18 protein-coding genes and 3 rRNA genes are annotated in these 19,161 nt (G+C 55.2%); 16 read left to right on the forward strand and 5 right to left on the reverse strand.

Annotated features, from left to right (window positions below):
* Positions 1 to 33: 33 nt before the first annotated feature.
* The 3 genes from rsmB to def are packed head-to-tail and all read right to left on the reverse strand — an operon-like array spanning position 34 to position 2,800.
* Positions 34 to 1,332, reverse strand: coding sequence for a 16S rRNA (cytosine(967)-C(5))-methyltransferase RsmB (gene rsmB / locus WDB70_RS00135; protein ID WP_406665415.1), 1,299 nt, complete (start codon positions 1,330 to 1,332; stop codon positions 34 to 36).
* Positions 1,329 to 2,267: a methionyl-tRNA formyltransferase gene (gene fmt, locus WDB70_RS00140; protein ID WP_406665417.1), complete on the reverse strand. Its 939-nt coding sequence runs from the start codon at positions 2,265 to 2,267 to the stop codon at positions 1,329 to 1,331. Before fmt ends, rsmB begins: the two co-directional genes overlap by 4 nt.
* Before the next feature lie 14 nt (positions 2,268 to 2,281).
* Positions 2,282 to 2,800 (reverse strand): peptide deformylase, encoded by a 519-nt coding sequence (gene def, locus WDB70_RS00145; RefSeq protein ID WP_406665419.1) that lies wholly within the window; start codon positions 2,798 to 2,800, stop codon positions 2,282 to 2,284.
* A gap of 142 nt (positions 2,801 to 2,942) precedes the next feature.
* Between def and WDB70_RS00150 the strand changes: the two genes are divergently transcribed.
* Genes WDB70_RS00150 through hemF form a run of 6 tightly spaced genes read left to right on the forward strand, consistent with a single transcriptional unit; the run spans position 2,943 to position 7,732 of the window.
* Entirely contained in the window at positions 2,943 to 4,043 is a 1,101-nt protein-coding gene (locus WDB70_RS00150) for a LysM peptidoglycan-binding domain-containing protein (protein ID WP_406665421.1), read from the forward strand.
* 4 nt (positions 4,044 to 4,047) lie between these two features.
* Positions 4,048 to 5,124, forward strand: coding sequence for a DNA-processing protein DprA (dprA, locus tag WDB70_RS00155; protein ID WP_406665423.1), 1,077 nt, complete (start codon positions 4,048 to 4,050; stop codon positions 5,122 to 5,124).
* On the forward strand, positions 5,117 to 5,590 hold the full coding sequence (locus WDB70_RS00160; RefSeq protein WP_406665425.1) for a DUF494 family protein: 474 nt from the start codon (positions 5,117 to 5,119) through the stop codon (positions 5,588 to 5,590). Before dprA ends, WDB70_RS00160 begins: the two co-directional genes overlap by 8 nt.
* Positions 5,591 to 5,649: 59 nt before the next feature.
* Positions 5,650 to 6,210, forward strand: a complete 561-nt coding sequence (locus WDB70_RS00165; protein ID WP_406665427.1) for a topoisomerase DNA-binding C4 zinc finger domain-containing protein — start codon at positions 5,650 to 5,652, stop codon at positions 6,208 to 6,210.
* A gap of 42 nt (positions 6,211 to 6,252) precedes the next feature.
* Positions 6,253 to 6,819, forward strand: coding sequence for a Sua5/YciO/YrdC/YwlC family protein (locus WDB70_RS00170; RefSeq protein ID WP_406665429.1), 567 nt, complete (start codon positions 6,253 to 6,255; stop codon positions 6,817 to 6,819).
* 1 nt (position 6,820) lies between these two features.
* Positions 6,821 to 7,732, forward strand: coding sequence for an oxygen-dependent coproporphyrinogen oxidase (hemF, locus tag WDB70_RS00175; protein ID WP_406665431.1), 912 nt, complete (start codon positions 6,821 to 6,823; stop codon positions 7,730 to 7,732).
* 27 nt (positions 7,733 to 7,759) lie between these two features.
* Here hemF and WDB70_RS00180 read toward each other — a convergent pair whose 3' ends face one another.
* The gene (locus WDB70_RS00180) at positions 7,760 to 8,161 is read right to left on the reverse strand and encodes a group II truncated hemoglobin (protein WP_406665433.1); all 402 of its coding nucleotides are present in this window, start codon (positions 8,159 to 8,161) and stop codon (positions 7,760 to 7,762) included.
* On the opposite strand from WDB70_RS00180, the gene aroE reads away from it, so the two are divergent.
* Positions 8,154 to 8,996: a shikimate dehydrogenase gene (gene aroE / locus WDB70_RS00185; protein WP_406665435.1), complete on the forward strand. Its 843-nt coding sequence runs from the start codon at positions 8,154 to 8,156 to the stop codon at positions 8,994 to 8,996. The genes WDB70_RS00180 and aroE overlap by 8 nt on opposite strands.
* Complete coding sequence (locus WDB70_RS00190; RefSeq protein WP_406665437.1) at positions 8,993 to 9,244, forward strand: hypothetical protein; 252 nt, start codon at positions 8,993 to 8,995, stop codon at positions 9,242 to 9,244. Before aroE ends, WDB70_RS00190 begins: the two co-directional genes overlap by 4 nt.
* Here WDB70_RS00190 and WDB70_RS00195 read toward each other — a convergent pair.
* Positions 9,232 to 9,768 carry a gamma carbonic anhydrase family protein gene (locus WDB70_RS00195; RefSeq protein ID WP_406665439.1) on the reverse strand — a complete coding sequence of 179 codons (537 nt, stop codon included), beginning with the start codon at positions 9,766 to 9,768 and terminating at the stop codon, positions 9,232 to 9,234. The two genes, WDB70_RS00190 and WDB70_RS00195, sit on opposite strands and share 13 nt — an antisense overlap.
* Positions 9,769 to 10,170: 402 nt before the next feature.
* On the opposite strand from WDB70_RS00195, the gene WDB70_RS00200 reads away from it, so the two are divergent.
* From WDB70_RS00200 to gorA, 8 genes are all read left to right on the forward strand, one after another.
* Positions 10,171 to 11,710: ribosomal RNA gene (locus tag WDB70_RS00200) — 16S ribosomal RNA — on the forward strand.
* 226 nt (positions 11,711 to 11,936) lie between these two features.
* A 23S ribosomal RNA gene (locus WDB70_RS00205) occupies positions 11,937 to 14,826 on the forward strand.
* 115 nt (positions 14,827 to 14,941) lie between these two features.
* Positions 14,942 to 15,056, forward strand: a 5S ribosomal RNA gene (rrf, locus tag WDB70_RS00210).
* The 16S, 23S and 5S rRNA genes sit together here, the layout of an rRNA operon.
* Positions 15,057 to 15,281: 225 nt before the next feature.
* Positions 15,282 to 15,833 carry an RNA polymerase sigma factor gene (locus WDB70_RS00215; protein ID WP_406665441.1) on the forward strand — a complete coding sequence of 184 codons (552 nt, stop codon included), beginning with the start codon at positions 15,282 to 15,284 and terminating at the stop codon, positions 15,831 to 15,833.
* Positions 15,826 to 16,155: a hypothetical protein gene (locus tag WDB70_RS00220; protein WP_406665443.1), complete on the forward strand. Its 330-nt coding sequence runs from the start codon at positions 15,826 to 15,828 to the stop codon at positions 16,153 to 16,155. Before WDB70_RS00215 ends, WDB70_RS00220 begins: the two co-directional genes overlap by 8 nt.
* Entirely contained in the window at positions 16,152 to 16,976 is an 825-nt protein-coding gene (locus tag WDB70_RS00225; RefSeq protein ID WP_406665445.1) for a PDZ domain-containing protein, read from the forward strand. The genes WDB70_RS00220 and WDB70_RS00225 overlap by 4 nt, the downstream gene beginning before the upstream one ends.
* Positions 16,977 to 17,045: 69 nt before the next feature.
* Positions 17,046 to 17,741, forward strand: a complete 696-nt coding sequence (locus WDB70_RS00230; RefSeq protein WP_406665447.1) for a 2OG-Fe(II) oxygenase — start codon at positions 17,046 to 17,048, stop codon at positions 17,739 to 17,741.
* 57 nt (positions 17,742 to 17,798) lie between these two features.
* Positions 17,799 to 19,154, forward strand: coding sequence for a glutathione-disulfide reductase (gene gorA, locus WDB70_RS00235; protein WP_406665449.1), 1,356 nt, complete (start codon positions 17,799 to 17,801; stop codon positions 19,152 to 19,154).
* The last annotated feature ends 7 nt before the right edge of the window (positions 19,155 to 19,161 follow it).

Raw genomic sequence — 19,161 nt, forward strand, 5'->3', positions numbered from 1 at the left:
CCCGTATTCTCGTCTTGTGAGGGCCCGTGCTGCTTAAGGCTGTTGTTTTAACACCCTGGCGTAGAAGAAGCCATCCATCTGTTGCTGGCCTGGCAGGATCTGCCAGCCCGGCGTAGCCGTACTCTCATCGGCGTGAATGGGCACCAGGGTGGCATCACCGTGGCGGGCCAAAAAGGCAGCGATCTGTTGCTGATTTTCCTCTGGCAACAGTGAGCAAGTGGCGTACAAGAGGGTGCCGCCGGGGCGCAACATGGCCCAGCAATTATCGAGAATTTGCCGCTGTAAGGCAGCCAGTTCGGCGATGTCCGTATCACGGCGCAGCCAGCGGATATCGGGGTGCCGGCGGATCACGCCGGTAGCCGAGCAGGGCGCATCCAGCAAAATACGATCGTAGGGTTGGCCATCCCACCAATCGCGGCCGGTGGCATCGGCCGCCACCAGCGTCGCTTTCAGTCCCAAGCGGTTGAGGTTCTCTTCAACGCGCTTAAGCCTCTCGGCACTGACATCCAGAGCGGTTACTGCTACTTCTGCGCTTTCCAGCAGGTGGGCGGTTTTGCCGCCCGGAGCGGCGCAGGCATCCAGAATGCGTTCGCCAGCTTCGGCGGCCAGCAATTGTGCGGCAAACTGGGCGGCGCCGTCCTGCACACTGACAGCGCCATCGGCAAAGCCGGGCAGTGCTGCAACATCAACGGCATCGGCCAGCAGCAACGCACTGGTCAGTGAGTCATTACTTTCGCTTTCGATACCAACATCATTGAGTTCTTGCTGGTATTGAACGGCACTTTGCTGGCGACTGTTTACGCGCAGCCACAGAGGAGCCTGAGTGTTGTTAGCACTAATGATCTCCGACCACTGCTCAGGGTAGGCGTGCTGGATGCGTTTGAGCAGCCAGTCCGGGTGCAGGCTGGCCACGACCTTCTTGCGCCCGGCGTTATCCAGTAACGGTTGCCCCTGACGCTCGGCGTTACGCAGCACACCGTTGACCAGGCCTTTTAGCTTGCTGTGGCCGAGCAAAGCGGCGGCACCAACGGTTTCGGCGACGGCAGCGTGAGCCGGAATGCGACTGAAAAACAGTTGGTACAAGCCGAGGATCAGCAATTGCTGGACGATGGCGGTCTTACCGGTCAGCGGCTTTGTCATCAACGAGGCCAATGCCGTGTCCAGCAGCCGGTATTGGCGCAAGGTGCCAAAACACAGGGCCTGTAGCAGCGCCTTGTCTTTGGGGTTGGGCAGGGCTTGCTGAGCCGCCGGCAGGGCGTCATTCAGGGAGCGGCCATCAAGCATCACGGCAGCCAGTACTTTAGCGCCCTGGGCGCGTAATTTGGCGCTCATGACAACACCACTCCTTCGTTAAACCATTCTTGACGGGCATTGAGTACATCGGCGGCGGCCATGGCTTTTTTGCCCGGTAACTGCAACTGGCTAATACGCAACACGCCATCGCCGGTCGCCACATCAATACCTGCTTTGCTGCTGGCGATAATGGTGCCGGGCCGGGCTTGGCTGGTTGCCGGCAGACAGCTGGCTGCCCAGACTTTGATGGCCTGCTGCTGATGTTCAAAAAAGCTTACCGGCCAGGGGTTGAAGGCGCGTACGCAACGTTCAAGTTGGGCTGCGCCCAACTGCCAGTCGATACGGGCTTCTTCTTTGCTGAGCTTTTGCGCATAGTTCGCCAGGCTATCGTCCTGTGGCTGCGCCGTAAGTTGCGTTAGCCGGTCAAGGGTGTACAGCAGTGCTTCGGGGCCCAACTCAGCCAGTTTGTTGTAGAGACTGGCCGAAGTGTCATCAGCGGTAATCGGCAAGGCGGCTTTATGTAACATGGCGCCGGTGTCCAGGCCTTTGTCCATTTGCATAATGGTGACACCGGTTTCGCTGTCGCCCGCCCAAATAGCTCGCTGGATCGGTGCCGCGCCGCGCCAGCGCGGCAACAGTGAGCCATGCACATTCAGGCAACCCAGCCGGGGCGTATCGAGGACGGCTTGCGGTAAAATCAGCCCATAGGCCACCACCACCATCACATCAGCCTGATACTGGCGCAATACCGCCTGAGCTTCCGGTGACTTTAAACTGGCCGGTTGCTGTATTGGTAGCTGGTGCTGCTCCGCCAGTTGCTTGACCGGGCTGGCGGTCAGTTTCTTGCCGCGACCGGCTGGCCGGTCTGGCTGCGTGTAAACCGCCACTACCTGGTGGTGGCTGGCAAGCAAAGCGGCTAGGTGGCGCGCGGCAAAATCCGGCGTGCCAGCAAAGATAATTCGCAGTTTTTCCAAAGGGGGAAACCTCGTCAAACGGTCGTTGACTGGCGAGCCAGACGCGCTTCTTTTTCTAGTTTCTTGCGGATCCGGTCACGCTTGAGCGGTGACAGGTAATCGATAAACAGCTTACCTTTGAGATGATCCAGCTCGTGCTGAATACACACCGCTAACAGGCCTTCAGCTACCAGTTCAAAGGGTTCACCCTGTTCATTCAGCGCTTTGACTTTAATGTGTTCGGCGCGCTCAACTTCGGCGTAGGAACCGGGCACTGACAGGCAGCCTTCATCGCCCATGGCCTTACCATCGGCTTCGATGATCACCGGGTTAATGAACACCCGGCGTTCGTTTCGCTCTTCCGATACATCCATGACCACGACTTGCAAATGGACATCGACCTGGGTTGCGGCTAGGCCAACACCTTTCTCGTCATACATGGTGTCAAACATGTCGTTAACCAGCTGGCGGATAGCATCATTGACCTCTGCCACAGGCTTGGCTTGGGTACGAAGACGCTCATCGGGGTAGTGCAAAACGGTAAGAACTGCCATAAGTTTATGATTACTGCGCTAATATGTGTGTGAAAATGAAAAATATGCTGTAATTTTAGTCGTTTGAACCCGGCATTGACAGCCATAATAATAAACCAAGGTTCGCACCTGCCAGCGAGGGGCTGGCGAAAAGGACGAAAAAATGAAAAAACTCCTGCTTGCAGTCGGCTTGGCGGCCATCGCCTGGGTTGCACTGGCCGACGAACTGAAGCTGAAGAATGACTTTCCCCAGACGTACGTGGTGAAAAAGGGTGACACCTTGTGGGACATCGCCGCCAAGTACCTGAAAAATCCCTGGCTGTGGCCGAAGCTCTGGCAGTCTAACCAACAGGTGGACAACCCCAACTTGATCTATCCCGGTGACAAGCTCAGCCTGGTGATCATCAACGGCCAGCCGAGATTGGTGCGTAAACCGCTGATCAAGCTGTCGCCGACGGCGCGGGTGATTCAGAAAAAAGATGCCATTCCGACGTTGCCAACCAACCTGATCCGGGCCTTTTTGACTCATCAGCAGATCATTGATGCCGACACGCTTAAAGATGCACCGCGCATTACCGGCAGTGCTGACCTGACCAAGCGCTTTACCCAGTACATGGACGTTTACGCCCGGGGTAAGCGCATCGATGATGGCCGTATGTATGGCGTCTATCGTAAAGGCCGCCATTATGTTGATCCTAAAACCGGTGACAGCCTGGGCACCGAGGCCATTTTGGTGTCTGTGGTTAAGGCTCAGGATGTACGTAATATCACCGTCGGTGAAGGCGAGGATGCCAAGCATTACAACATTGCGTCGCTGAAAGTAGAGCAGGTTGAGCGGGAAATGAGCCAGGGCGACTACTTGCTGCCGCTGGACCAGCACACCCTGCCGGTTTACTTCCAGCCCCATGCGCCAGCCTTGCAAATCAAGGCGCGCATTATTGATTCGTCCCGTAAAACCCGGGCACTGGGCCGCTTTGATGTAGTGGTGCTGAACAAAGGTTCTGCTGATGGTCTTGAGCCAGGCACGGTGCTGCGGGTGATGCGTGATGGTAGCAAGGTGTTTATGAATGACACCCCGGTCTATGAAGAGGACGCCTCGTCTTTGGATCGGCTGACTGAGTCCAGTGATGAAACCATCACCCAGCCATCGGAAGAAATTGGTCAGCTGATGGTGTTCCGTACTTTCAACAAGCTCAGCCTGGGATTGATCCTGAAAGCGGAAAAACCCATTCGCGAGCAGGATCTGGTAACCAACCCGGAGTAACACTATGGATACACAGCGGCAGCAGTTAGCCCTTTCACTGCTGCCGGCTGTTAAGGCAGCAACGTGGCGCCGGCTGGCCTCTTGGTCACCGGCGTTTTTATTGCACGAAAAGGCTGATTGCCTGCGTGACGCCGGTGTGCCAGCTGGTTTTATTGAGAAACGCCAGGCGCTGAACTGGCAACAGGTTGACCAGACCTTGGCGTGGTGTCAGCGCCAGCAGGTGGCACTGTGCTTTTTAGGCGATGCCGACTATCCAGCCCTGTTGGCAGACAGCCCCGGGCCACCGGTGCGACTGTTCCTCAAAGGCAAGCAAAGCTTACTCAGTACACCGCAACTGGCGGTAGTGGGTACCCGCAAACCCAGCCCTTCCGGACGTGATGCCTTAAGCCTGTTGACGCCACTGGCCAAAGCCGGGCTGACCATCACCTCTGGCCTGGCGCTGGGGATAGACGGCCTGGCGCACCAGCTCGCATTGCAGGCGGGTGCTCCCACCATTGCGGTATTGGCCAGCGGCCTCGGCCAGTGTTACCCAAAGCGCCATCAGGGGCTTTTCGCGCAGATCGCCGAGCAGGGCCTGCTGGTCAGTGAAATGGGGCCAGACAGCAAGCCACTGCCGGCGCTGTTCCCGCAGCGTAACCGCATTATTGCCGGTCTGGCATTGGCAACGCTGGTAGTCGAGGCCAGTCTCAAGTCCGGGTCTTTGATCACGGCCCGGCTGGCGGCAGAAGCGGGCCGTGAAGTATTAGCGTTGCCTGGTACCGTCTTTAACCCACAGGCTGCAGGGTGTCTGCAGTTAATTAAAGACGGCGCCACTGTGGTCACCAGCAGTGACGATATCGCCGACGCGGTTTTTGGCTGGGGGCAGGTATTGGCCAGGGCAGAACCGGTAAAAGAAGCATTGCCAGATCTGCCACTTCTGGATACTGTAGGAGATGACGTCACGCCGCTGGATGTGATCATCGAACGCAGCCAGCTGGCCGTAGATGTCGTCCTCTCACATTTGCTCGAGCTGGAGACGCAAGGCTATGTGTGCCGTGTCCCGGGCGGGTATGTCAGACAGAGGAGACCGTCCCATGTTTGATGTCCTCATGTATCTGTTCGAAAACTACGTCCACTGTGAAGTAGAAATGATGGTGGATCACGAACAGCTCACCGACGAGCTAACCCGAGCCGGCTTTCGCCACGAGGAAATTCTCAAGGCATTAAGTTGGCTGGAACGGCTGGCGGCGTTACAGCAAAGCAGCGAGCAACCTTATCTGGTCAACCTGCCGCAGCAGAGCCTGCGCATCTACACCAGTGAGGAAATGCAGCGCCTGGATGCCGACTGTCGTGGCTTTTTGATGTTTCTCGAGCAAATCCAGGTACTCAATGGCGAAACCCGGGAGATGGTGCTGGACAGAGTCATGGATCTGGAACAAAGCACCGTCAGTCTGGATGACCTCAAGTGGGTTGTGTTGATGGTGCTGTTCAATGTTCCTGGCCAGGAAAACGCCTACGCACAGATGGAAGATCTGCTGTTTGAGGAACCTGACGGCCAGTTACACTGAGTTTTAGGTGACCTTCGGCTACAATGGCGGCTGTTTGCAGCCGCCATGGGTATGTTGCCATGTCGAAAATTGATCACAGCCTGTTTGACGCCCATGAACATGCTCTAGAGCGTGAGTATGAAGTGTGCCCCAAATGCGGTTCAGAGCTGGTAGTGCGTCATGCCGGTAAACACAGCTTCTGGGGCTGCGCTTCCTATCCGCAATGCGATTATTCGCGGCCATTCAAAGCACCGGAAGCCACCATCATGAAGGTGCTGGACGAAGCGCCTTGCCCTTGCTGCCATAAACCGTTGGCGGTTAAGCAGGGGCGCTTTGGCATGTTTATCGGCTGCACCGGTTTTCCTGAGTGCCACTATATTGCTGATGACTCGGACGAAAAAGACACCGGCACCCCTTGCCCTCAGTGCCGTCAGGGGGAGCTGCTGGAGCGAGTAAATCGCTTTGGTAAAACCTTCTATGCCTGTGACCGCTACCCCAAATGTAAGTACGTAGTTAATGATCCGCCAGTGGCGGTGGCCTGCCCAACATGCCAGTGGCCGGTGATGGTAGAGAAAACCGTCAAAGGCCAGCGCCGTTATTGTTGCCCGGTGAAAGGCTGTTCCGGGCAACGTACTCCCTGAACATTCACCCACGCCGTGACAGGCGCTAGAATGTCAGCTTTTATGGCTGGCAGGCTTCTACCGATGTATGACGCTGTAATTGAACACCTGCAAAACGGTGGCTTGATTGCTTACCCCACCGAGGCGGTTTTCGGCCTCGGCTGTGACCCTGATAATGAAGACGCAGTCAGGGCGCTACTGGCTCTTAAAGCACGCGACCCGGCCAAAGGGCTGATTTTGGCGGCGGCCAGCTATTCGCAGGTACTGCGTTATATCCGTGATGACGACATTCCGCAGGATCGCCGTTTTGCGGTGTTTTCCCGTTGGCCCGGGCCGGTAACCTGGCTGTTGCCCGCCAAGCCGCAAGTGCCTGGTTGGCTTCGGGGTGAACACGACAGCCTGGCGGTCAGGGTCAGTGACCACCCGCTGGTACGGGAACTGTGTTTTGCCTACGGCAAAGCCATTGTGTCCACTAGCTGCAATAAGGCTGGCGAGCCACCGCTACTCGATGCCGAGGCGGTACGCCAGCACTTTGGCGATAAGGTGTTGGTAATGGATGGCGACGTTGGTGGACTGGGCCGGCCAACCCCTATCTTTGATGCCATTACCGGTAAACAACTCAGGGAGTAATATGAGCCACCCGCGACTGGAAGAAGTGAAGGCCTTTTTGCTGGCCCTGCAGGATGATATCTGTGCTCAGCTGGAAGGTGCCGATGGCACTGGCCGTTTTGTCGAAGATAACTGGCAGCGGCCTGGCGGTGGCGGTGGCCGTACGCGGGTGCTGCGTGACGGTCAGGTTTTTGAGCAGGGCGGGGTGAATTTCTCGCATGTTTATGGCGAGCAAATGCCCGCATCGGCGACGGCGCACCGGCCAGAATTGCAGGGGCGCAGTTTTCATGCCGTAGGGGTTAGCCTGGTCATGCATCCTCGCAATCCCCATGTGCCCACCAGCCATGCCAATGTTCGCTTCTTTATTGCCGAAAAAACTGGTGAAGAGCCGGTCTGGTGGTTCGGTGGCGGCTTTGATCTGACGCCTTTTTATCCTGTCTTGGCTGATGTTCAACATTGGCACCAGGTCGCCCATGACCTCTGTGCGCCTTTTGGCAGCGAGGTTTATGCACAACACAAGGCTTGGTGTGATGAGTATTTTTATCTCAAACACCGCGGTGAAACCCGTGGCGTTGGCGGGTTATTTTTTGATGATCTCAATGAAGGTGGCTTTGACGCCTGTTTTGCCTACATGAAAGCCGTAGGTGAGGGTTATTGCCGGGCTTACCTGCCTATCGTCAATAAACGTAAAGATACCCCTTATGGCGATACCGAGCGGCAGTTCCAGCTATACCGCCGGGGCCGTTACGTGGAATTTAACCTGGTTTGGGACCGTGGCACGCTGTTTGGCCTGCAAACCGGTGGCCGCACCGAAAGTATTTTAATGTCGATGCCACCACTGGCTCGCTGGGAGTATGACTACCAGCCCGCCAAAGGTAGCCGCGAAGCCGAATTGGCCGGTTACCTGAAGCCAAGAGACTGGTTATCTGCATGAAAGAAGGCGGCTTGGAGGCCGCCTTCTTTATTGGTTGATCATGTGGGTGGCCAAGGGCGCAAAGGCATTATGCAGGGCGTCACGCAAGGGTCGCTCCGCAACCAGTTCTTCAAGGGCCTTATCCATGCAGTACATCCACTGATCCCGTAATGGCTCGGTTACGGCAAACGGCATATGTCGGGCACGCAACCGGGGGTGGCCATATTGCTGCTCAAACAACGCTGGGCCGCCGAGCCAGCCTGACAAAAACTCAAAGAATTTTTGGCGAATACGATCCATAGGCTGTGGGTGGATAGCCAGCAATTCGGCTACAGCCGGGTCGGTTTCCATAATGTCATAGAAGCGGTTAGCAAGGCGTTTTACCGCTTCCTCACCGCCCAACAGCTGATAAGGTGTACGGGTAGGGGATGGGTGTTCTGATATGCTCATCTTACGTTTCAACCACCTGAACATGGGCGTCATGGACCTCTATACCGTTATCGGCAATCCGGTAGCACACAGCCGTTCTCCTGCCATGCATCAACACTTTGCCGCTTTGACCGGGCAGAATATCAGCTATGACCGTACCCTGGCACCTGTTGGCCAGTTTGCTGATGTTTTTCAGCGCCGGGTAGCAGAAGGGCTGCTGGGGGCTAATGTTACGGTGCCCTTTAAAGAAGCGGCTTGGCAACGGGCTGAGCAGTTGACTGCCCGTGCGGAGCAAGCCGGCGCAGTCAATACCCTGGCCCGGCAAGCCGACGGCAGCTGGCTGGGGGATAATACTGACGGCGCAGGCCTAGTAGCGGACTTACAGCGCTTGGGCATGCCGTTACGAGGCCAGCGGCTGCTGATTGTTGGTGCCGGTGGTGCCACTCGGGGCATTCTTGGCGCCCTACTGGCTCAGCAACCCGCCAGTGTGACCTTGGCTAATCGCACCCGCGCCAAGGCCGATATGCTGGCCGCCGACTTTGCCGTTGAGGCCGTGGCGATGGCGGCCCTGGCCGGGCGGCAGTTCGATGTATTGATTAATGCCACGGCGGCCTCGTTACAAGATCTCTTGTTGCCTTTACCTGTGTCACTGTGTGCCGGCGCTAAGCTGGCCTATGATCTGGTCTACCGGCAAGGCGGCACTGTCTTTGAACACTGGGCACTAGCTCATGGCTGTGCACAAAGTGCCGATGGTCTGGGCATGCTAGTGGCCCAGGGCGCGGAAAGCTTCGCCCTGTGGCGGGGCGTGCGGCCAGACTGGCAACAGGTACTGACAGCAATGCGGGAGGTAGAATGAACCAGGCCATCCAATTTCATGAAGCCGCAGTATTCGATGACGGGCAGGGGCTGATCCGCCTTGATGCCACCTTTAACGGCTGGCGTATCCCTTGCTACTTTCACCCCAGCTGGTTCAGTGAAACAAAACTGGTGGCGTTACAGGCCGCCACCCTTATTAGCCAGCGCCAATGGCAGATGGAAGCCGCTATCGAACAGGCAATTGAAGACGAAGCCCTGGACGCCCAGGGCGAGCTTCACTTTGACTGAGCCAGGTAATCGTCTTTAAGACGCACATAGTTATCTGCCGACACCTGCAGAAAAGCCCGTTCTTCATCAGTCAGTGGTCGCGCCTGTTTTGCCGGTGATCCAACATAGAGAAAACCGGAAGCCAGAGTTTTACCTGGTGGCACCAAAGCACCGGCGCCGATGATGACATCATCTTCAACTACCACACCATCCATGACGATGGCCCCCATCCCCACCAAGATACGATTACCCAACTGGCAGCCATGGAGCATGCACTTGTGGCCAACCGTAACATCATCGCCGATCAGCAGCGGGTAGCCGTCCGGTAGTCCCTCATGCCGGCGGGTTACATGCAGCACAGTACCATCCTGCACATTAGTGCGCTGGCCGATACGAATACGGTTCACATCACCACGGGCAGCTACCAGAGGCCATATTGAACAGTCCTCGCCAAGGGTAATGTCACCGGTTAATACGGCACTGCTGTGAACAAAAGCACTGGCAGCCAGTGCGGGAAAGGTATCTTTATAGGGTTCAATAGCCATGCAAAGGCCTCCTGTCGGGCAATATTTCACCGAAAACACGCTGTTGCGGTCAATTAATCAGCGATTGAAAGAAAACTTTCAAATAGCGCTTGCAGCGCGTCGCGCGCTCCCTATAATGCCACCTCACCAACGGGGCGTCAGGCACAAATCGCCGCTCGCCAAGCTGGTAAAAACCTAATAGATAACAACGTGTTAACTTAAGGTTTTTTGAGGTTCAGGTGTTGACTTCGAATCTCGCGGATGTAGAATACGCATCCTCGCTCGGCAAGAGCGACGTTCTTTAACAAGATAATCCAAGTAATCTGTGTGGGCACTCGCAGAGGGTACATCTCAAAAAATTGAGATTTACTCGATGACTGCGAAGTGTTCAACACTTCAGCAATTCATTGAGCATCAAACTTTTAATTGAAGAGTTTGATCATGGCTCAGATTGAACGCTGGCGGCAGGCCTAACACATGCAAGTCGAGCGGTAACATTTCTAGCTTGCTAGAAGATGACGAGCGGCGGACGGGTGAGTAAAGCGTAGGGAGCTGCCCGATAGAGGGGGATAACCATTGGAAACGATGGCTAATACCGCATAATGTCTACGGACCAAAGAGGGGGACCTTCGGGCCTCTTGCTATCGGATGCGCCTACGTGGGATTAGCTAGTTGGTGAGGTAACGGCTCACCAAGGCGACGATCCCTAGCTGGTTTGAGAGGATGATCAGCCACACTGGGACTGAGACACGGCCCAGACTCCTACGGGAGGCAGCAGTGGGGAATATTGGACAATGGGGGCAACCCTGATCCAGCCATGCCGCGTGTGTGAAGAAGGCCTTCGGGTTGTAAAGCACTTTCAGCGAGGAGGAAAGGCGAGTGGTTAATAACCGCTTGCTGTGACGTTACTCGCAGAAGAAGCACCGGCTAACTCCGTGCCAGCAGCCGCGGTAATACGGAGGGTGCGAGCGTTAATCGGAATTACTGGGCGTAAAGGGCACGCAGGCGGCCTGTTAAGTTAGATGTGAAAGCCCCGGGCTTAACCTGGGAATGGCATTTAAGACTGGCAGGCTAGAGTCTTGGAGAGGGGGGTGGAATTTCCGGTGTAGCGGTGAAATGCGTAGAGATCGGAAGGAACATCAGTGGCGAAGGCGACCCCCTGGCCAAAGACTGACGCTCATGTGCGAAAGCGTGGGGAGCAAACAGGATTAGATACCCTGGTAGTCCACGCCGTAAACGATGTCAACTTGGGGTCTGTGGTCATGCACTGTGGATCCCGGAGCTAACGCGTTAAGTTGACCGCCTGGGGAGTACGGCCGCAAGGTTAAAACTCAAATGAATTGACGGGGGCCCGCACAAGCGGTGGAGCATGTGGTTTAATTCGATGCAACGCGAAGAACCTTACCTACTCTTGACATCCAGAGAACTTTGCAGAGATGCATTGGTGCCTTCGGGAACTCTGAGACAGGTGCTGCATGGCTGTCGTCAGCTCGTGTTGTGAAATGTTGGGTTAAGTCCCGCAACGAGCGCAACCCCTATCCTTTGTTGCCAGCGATCAGGTCGGGAACTCAAAGGAGACTGCCGGTGATAAACCGGAGGAAGGTGGGGACGACGTCAAGTCATCATGGCCCTTACGAGTAGGGCTACACACGTGCTACAATGGCGCGTACAGAGGGAAGCGACCTCGCGAGAGCAAGCGGATCCCAAAAAGCGCGTCGTAGTCCGGATCGGAGTCTGCAACTCGACTCCGTGAAGTCGGAATCGCTAGTAATCGTGGATCAGAATGCCACGGTGAATACGTTCCCGGGCCTTGTACACACCGCCCGTCACACCATGGGAGTGGGCTGCACCAGAAGTAGATAGCTTAACCTTCGGGAGGGCGTTTACCACGGTGTGGTTCATGACTGGGGTGAAGTCGTAACAAGGTAGCCGTAGGGGAACCTGCGGCTGGATCACCTCCTTACTAAAAGAGGCGTACTGTTTGCGCAGTGTCCACACAGATTACTTGGAGCCCGCTCATTGAGCGGGCTTCGTGTTCTTTAACAATTCGGAAAGCTGATAACACTGCAATTTAAATGAGACTCTCAGTTTTACTTGAGCGTCCGGCGAAAAAACCAGGTGTTAGTCACATACAGACATGCTCATTCGTGAGGATGTGTTCGCGCAAGCGAAACCCTTAGGGGTTGTATGGTTAAGTGACTAAGCGTACAGGGTGGATGCCTAGGCAGTTGGAGGCGATGAAGGACGTGCTAATCTGCGATAAGCGTTGGCGAGGTGATAAGACCCGCATGAGCCAACGATTTCCGAATGGGGAAACCCACTTGCATAAGCAAGTATCGTTACGTGAATACATAGCGTAACGAGGCGAACCGGGAGAACTGAAACATCTAAGTACCCCGAGGAAAAGAAATCAAACGAGATTTCCTCAGTAGCGGCGAGCGAACGGGAAAGAGCCCAGTGTGTTTATCAGCAGTTGGTATAGTGGAAGGCTCTGGAAAGTGCCGCGATAGAGGGTGATAGTCCCGTACACGAAATGCCAGCTGTTGTTGCATACGAAGAGTAGGTCGGGACACGTGGTATCTTGACTGAATATGGGGGGACCATCCTCCAAGGCTAAATACTCCCAACTGACCGATAGTGAACCAGTACCGTGAGGGAAAGGCGAAAAGAACCCCGGCGAGGGGAGTGAAATAGAACCTGAAACCCTGTACGTACAAGCAGTAGGAGCACCTTCGGGTGTGACTGCGTACCTTTTGTATAATGGGTCAGCGACTTATGTTTTGTGGCGAGGTTAACCAAATAGGGGAGCCGTAGGGAAACCGAGTCTTAACTGGGCGTCCAGTCGCAAGGCATAGACCCGAAACCCGGTGATCTAGTCATGGGCAGGTTGAAGGTTGGGTAACACCAACTGGAGGACCGAACCCACTACTGTTGCAAAAGTAGGGGATGACCTGTGATTAGGGGTGAAAGGCCAATCAAACCGGGAGATAGCTGGTTCTCCTCGAAAGCTATTTAGGTAGCGCCTCGGACGAATACCTTGGGGGGTAGAGCACTGTTTGGGCTAGGGGGTCATCCCGACTTACCAAACCCATGCAAACTCCGAATACCCAAGAGTACTATCCGGGAGACAGACGGCGGGTGCTAACGTCCGTCGTCAAAAGGGAAACAACCCAGACCGCCAGCTAAGGTCCCCAAGTCATAGCTAAGTGGGAAACGATGTGGAAAGGCTCAGACAGCTAGGAGGTTGGCTTAGAAGCAGCCACCCTTTAAAGAAAGCGTAATAGCTCACTAGTCGAGTCGGTCTGCGCGGAAGATGTAACGGGGCTAAGCTATGCACCGAAGCTGCGGACTCCTACGGGAGTGGTAGAGGAGCGTTGTGTAAGCTGTTGAAGGTGTGCCGGGAGGCATGCTGGAGGTATCACAAGTGCGAATGCTGACATGAGTAACGTTAATGGGGGTGAAAAACCTCCACGCCGGAAGACCAAGGGTTCCTGTCCAACGTTAATCGGGGCAGGGTGAGTCGGCTCCTAAGGCGAGGGCGAAAGCCGTAGTCGATGGGAAACAGATTAATATTTCTGTACTTCTGCGCAATGCGAAGGGGGGACGGAGAAGGCTAGGCAGGCATGGCGTTGGTTGTCCATGTGAAAGTGCGTAGGCTGAGGACTTAGGCAAATCCGGGTCCTTAAGGTCGAGACACGAGACGAGTTGCTACGGCAACGAAGCTGTTGATGCCACGCTTCCAGGAAAAGCCTCTAAGCGTCAGTTGCGCAGGAACCGTACCCCAAACCAACACTGGTGGTCAGGTAGAGAATACTAAGGCGCTTGAGAGAACTCGGGTGAAGGAACTAGGCAAAATAGTACCGTAACTTCGGGAGAAGGTACGCTGCTGACGGTGAAGACTTCGCGTCGTAAGCTGTTGGCAGCCGCAGTGACCAGGTGGCTGGGACTGTTTATCAAAAACACAGCACTGTGCAAACTCGAAAGAGGACGTATACGGTGTGACACCTGCCCGGTGCCGGAAGGTTAATTGATGGGGTTAGCCGTAAGGTGAAGCTCTTGATCGAAGCCCCGGTAAACGGCGGCCGTAACTATAACGGTCCTAAGGTAGCGAAATTCCTTGTCGGGTAAGTTCCGACCTGCACGAATGGTGTAACCATGGCCACGCTGTCTCCATCCGAGACTCAGTGAAATTGAAATCGCTGTGAAGATGCAGTGTACCCGCGGCTAGACGGAAAGACCCCGTGAACCTTTACTACAGCTTGACACTGAACATTGAGCCTACATGTGTAGGATAGGTGGGAGGCTATGAAGCACGTACGCCAGTATGTGTGGAGCCAACCTTGAAATACCACCCTTGTATGTTTGATGTTCTAACCTCGGCCCATTATCTGGGTTAGGGACAGTGTCTGGTGGGTAGTTTGACTGGGGCGGTCTCCTCCCAAAGTGTAACGGAGGAGCACGAAGGTTGGCTAATCCTGGTCGGACATCAGGAGGTTAGTGCAATGGCATAAGCCAGCTTAACTGCGAGACAGACACGTCGAGCAGATACGAAAGTAGGTCATAGTGATCCGGTGGTTCTGAATGGAAGGGCCATCGCTCAACGGATAAAAGGTACTCCGGGGATAACAGGCTGATACCGCCCAAGAGTTCATATCGACGGCGGTGTTTGGCACCTCGATGTCGGCTCATCACATCCTGGGGCTGAAGTCGGTCCCAAGGGTATGGCTGTTCGCCATTTAAAGTGGTACGCGAGCTGGGTTCAGAACGTCGTGAGACAGTTCGGTCCCTATCTGCCGTGGGCGTTGGATGATTGAAGGGAGTTGCTCCTAGTACGAGAGGACCGGAGTGAACGAACCTCTGGTGTTCGGGTTGTCACGCCAGTGGCACTGCCCGGTAGCTAAGTTCGGAATCGATAACCGCTGAAAGCATCTAAGCGGGAAGCGAGCCCTGAGATGAGTCATCCCTGAGACTTCGAGTCTCCTAAAGGGTCGTTGAAGACCACAACGTTGATAGGCTGGGTGTGTAAGCGTAGTGATACGTTGAGCTAACCAGTACTAATTGCCCGTGAGGCTTAACCATACAACACCCAAAGGGTTTTGTAGGGCGCCAAGCAAGACTGAGAATCTAAGCATTGTTATCAGCTTTAATCCGAATTGAATGAGTTGGCTCATATGAGCGGACTCCAACAAATTCGCCTGGCGGCAATAGCGCTGTGGAACCACCTGACTCCATTCCGAACTCAGCAGTGAAACGCAGTTGCGCCGATGGTAGTGTGGCATTCGCCATGTGAGAGTAGGTCACTGCCAGGCACCTAATACACGAGAAGGCCCAGTCTAACGACTGGGCCTTTTTCGTTTTGGGGTTTAAAACCTCAGGTCGGCTTTTTTACTTGCCGGTTCATATCCCGCGCAATGCTATGGTTTTAAACAGGCTGGGTTACCCCAGCCTTGGGCTGCTCAGCGCAGATTCTTTGCACCGATTGTCACACTTTTTAACGGCTACCCGTCATAACCATAAAGCAACGGGAGACTTTTGTGTCGTCAGGCTTTGGCCAGCAGTTCAGTGAACGGCAGCTTCGTCAGGCCCAAAAGGGGCAACAGCAAGCCCAGCGGCTGCTGTTTGAAACCTTCTATCCGGCGATGATGCGGCTGGCCCTGGCGATGATGCCAGACCGGGCTAGCGCCAGTGACTTGGTACAAGAGGCTTTTCTCAAAGCTTTTGTGCGCTTGCCTCAGGTAAAAGAAGCCAACCGTGTTGGTGCCTGGTTAAAAAAACTGGCCGTCAATTTGGCTCTGGATCAACTCCGCCGCCCTGAATTGCTTGATATGCAATCTGCGGTGCCTGAGCAACCAGACTGGCAGATGGCTACCGAGGCGCTTGGCCAACTGGCTGATATTGAAGCGTTACTCAATATTTTGTCGGCAAAAGACCGCGCCCTGGTATGGCTGCATGCTGTAGAAGGCTATAGCCATGAAGAGTTAGCAGATATCTTTGTATTGACGGCCACGACAGTCCGACAGCGTTACCGGCGAGCCTTGCATAAGCTGGCCGCAGAGGCAGTCAATAGGGGTTATAAAGATGAATGATGAACAGCAGTATTTTGCCCGGGCATTGAAAGCACGTCTCGAAGCGATACCGGTTGATGGCGCCGATGCGCTTGCCAGTACGCTTTTCCCTAAGCCGCAGAATCGACGCTGGCCCAGGTTTGCGGCGGCGGCTGTAGCATTGGTCATCATGAGCGTCGTTTTAGCGCCCGGCGCAGATCAACTAACAGCACCCTATGAAGTGGTTATGCAGGATCGGCAATTGCAACAGGCCTATGCTCAGGGTGCCAGTGAGAAGGAAATCCAACAGCTTTGGCAGCAGCGCCAGCAGGCACTGCAACAGTGGCGAGGAGAACAGCGATGAAAAAAGTAATGCTGATCAATGGATTACTGGCGCTTTTTGCGTTCAGTGTGGCCCATGCTGGACAAACGGGTGAAGAAGTGGCCCGGGAAAAAGCCCGGGCAGCGGTGATGGCAGCAGAGCAAGACAATAATGTGAAACCGTTAACCCTTGAAGAGCCGGCCCGGCGCTTTTATGACTGGGGGGCGGTACTGGATAAGTCTTTTACTGTTGTTGCTGTTACTCCCGGCTCTGATGCTGCTGCCATGGGCATAGCGAAGGGCGACAAGGTTTTGTCGGTGAATGGCAAGCTGACCGAACGCCAACCCCTCAAGGAGGTGCTGGCACAGTTCAGTGAGCTCTCAGAGGGCGATGTGCTAACCGTTAAAGTGGAACGCGCAGGCAAAAAGCAGAGCTTTGCCACCAAAGTACATGTCCAGGTTATGCCCGCTTGGAAGTTGGAGATAAAAGGTAAGCAAAGCCAGGAGCAGGCTTTGACCAAAGGCAGTTGCGGCCGTGTATCGGTGTTCTTTACACCACCGCAAACGCGCGATCTCTACCCTGCCTATGTGAACAGCATTGATGGTGAAGGTGTTCTGCGCTCCAAAGACACCTTCCGGCTCAGCCCCGGTGACCATCAGATCATGTTGCATGAGTTGATCACTGACTACCGGTTACGCCGTGGCCCAGGTATGGAGCTGGCGAAACCGATCACCATCCACGTGGAGCCCGACACCATCTACTACCTGGCGGCAAAGTTTCTTCCAGCCAAGCGCTTTAAGTTATTCAAGGAAGAGTACTGGGAGCCGGTGGTTTGGCAGGTTCAGCATCGCGAATGCAAATAGTGAAAGGGCGGCATCAGCCGCCCTTTTTACGTTATGGTAGCGGTGTTGTTACTCTTTGCCGGCCATATCATGGATTTTATCGACATAATTGATGACGCACTCCCTGACGAACTCTGCCAGAGCTTAATTCGCCGCTTCGAGACTGACCCCCACGTTGCCCCGGGGCGTACCGGGGCCGGTATTGATAGCGCGAAAAAACGCTCCCGTGATATCACCCTGGATGGCCGGCCTGAATGGCAGGACGCCCACAAAGCCTTGATCCAATACAGCTACCCGCATATCCGCAATTATCTGGACAAGCACCCGATGTTACTGATGGGAGCGGTGTCACCACAGGTGCTGGATCCCAGTTCACAGCAGCCAGTGACGCTGACACCAGATAATTATGCCACTGCCGGGAAAGCCAATCTTGATGCCCTGGTACAGCATTTTTACCGCTCAGGCTATATCAACCTGCAGCATTATCAGCAGGGGCAAGGTGGCTACCCGCACTGGCACTCCGAGATTTACCCGCAGGCACCGTACAATGAACCTCTACATCGGGTGCTGTTGTGGATGTTTTACCTCAACGATGTCGAAGAAGGTGGCGAGACCGAGTTTTACTATCAAAAATCCCGTATTTCGCCCCGGCGTGGCCGTATGGTGATTGCCCCGGCCGGCTTTACCCATACGCACCGGGGCAACGTGCCACTGTCTGGTGACAAATACATTGCCACCTCCTGGGTGATGTTCCAGCGCGCTGAGCAGCTTTACGGGAAGGGCTGAGCCAGCCCTGCCTTTGAGGCATAATGACAGCCACGAGATGATTTTCAGGGGAGCAGCATGTCCCAGTATCAATATGATTTATTTGTGATTGGCGGTGGCAGTGGTGGTGTTCGCGCCAGCCGTATGGCGGCCGCTAGCGGCGCCCGTGTGGCCGTTGCCGAAGGCAGCGATATGGGCGGCACCTGCGTGAACCTCGGCTGCATCCCCAAGAAGCTGTATGCCTATGCCGCCGAATTTGGCCACGGCTTTGAGCAGGCTCGCGGCTTTGGTTGGCATAGCGAGCGCCCGGCCTTTGACTGGCATAAGCTCAAGGCCAACAGAGCCAAGGAAATCAGTCGTCTGAACGGTATTTACGATGGCCTGATGGATGGCGCCAAGGTGGCCGTTTATCGCGGTATGGCCAAGATCAGCGGTGCCCATACGGTTATAGTCGGCGGGCAGGAAATCAGCGCCGAGCGTATTTTGGTCGCTGTTGGTGGCTGGCCCTTCGTGCCTTTTATTCACGGCCGCGAACATGCCATTACTTCCAATGAAGTATTTGATTTGCCGACTTTTCCGAAACGTCTGGCGGTGGTGGGCGGCGGTTACATTGCCTCCGAGTTTGCATCCATTTTCAGTGGCCTGGGCAGCGAAGTAGTGCAAATTTACCGTGGTGAGGCGTTGCTGCGCGGCTTCGACGACGATGTCCGGCATTTTGTCGGTGAAGAAATGGCCAAAGACGGCATCGCCTTTCGTTTTCACAACAACGTCACCGCTATCCACAAGACCGATACCGGCCTGCGCTTGGCGTTGGCTGACGGCGAAGAGCTGGAAGTGGATCAGGTACTTTTTGCAACAGGTCGCGTACCACGTACCCATGATTTGGGGCTGGAAGCGGTGGGGGTCGAACTGGACGCCAAAGGCGCTATCAAGGTCAATGAACAATTCCAAAGCAGCGTCGACAGTATTTATGCGCTGGGCGATGTGATTGACCGGATGCAGCTAACGCCGGTCGCCCTGGCCGAAGCCATGACGCTGGTTAACCACCTCTACGGGGATGGCAGCCGTGACATGAGTTATGACTATGTACCCACAGCGGTGTTTACCCACCCCAATATCGGCACCGTTGGCCTGACCGAAACCGCAGCGCGGGCCAAATACGGCGACGTTACGGTGTTCAAGTCCGATTTTCGGCCCCTTAAACATACCTTGTCTGGCTCCCTGGAGCGCAGTTTCATGAAGCTGATAGTGGATACGGCCTCTGATCGGGTGGTAGGGCTGCACATGGTCGGTGCCGACGCCGGGGAAATTACCCAAGGCTTTGCGGTGGCCATGAAGGCTGGTGCCACCAAAGCGGTTTTTGATGCCACTATCGGTATTCATCCCACCTCGGCAGAAGAGTTTGTGACCATGCGTACACCGGCAAAAACGTAATGGTTTG

This window comes from Gallaecimonas aegicerasi (assembly GCF_045291545.1).
Lineage (GTDB): Bacteria > Pseudomonadota > Gammaproteobacteria > Enterobacterales > Gallaecimonadaceae > Gallaecimonas.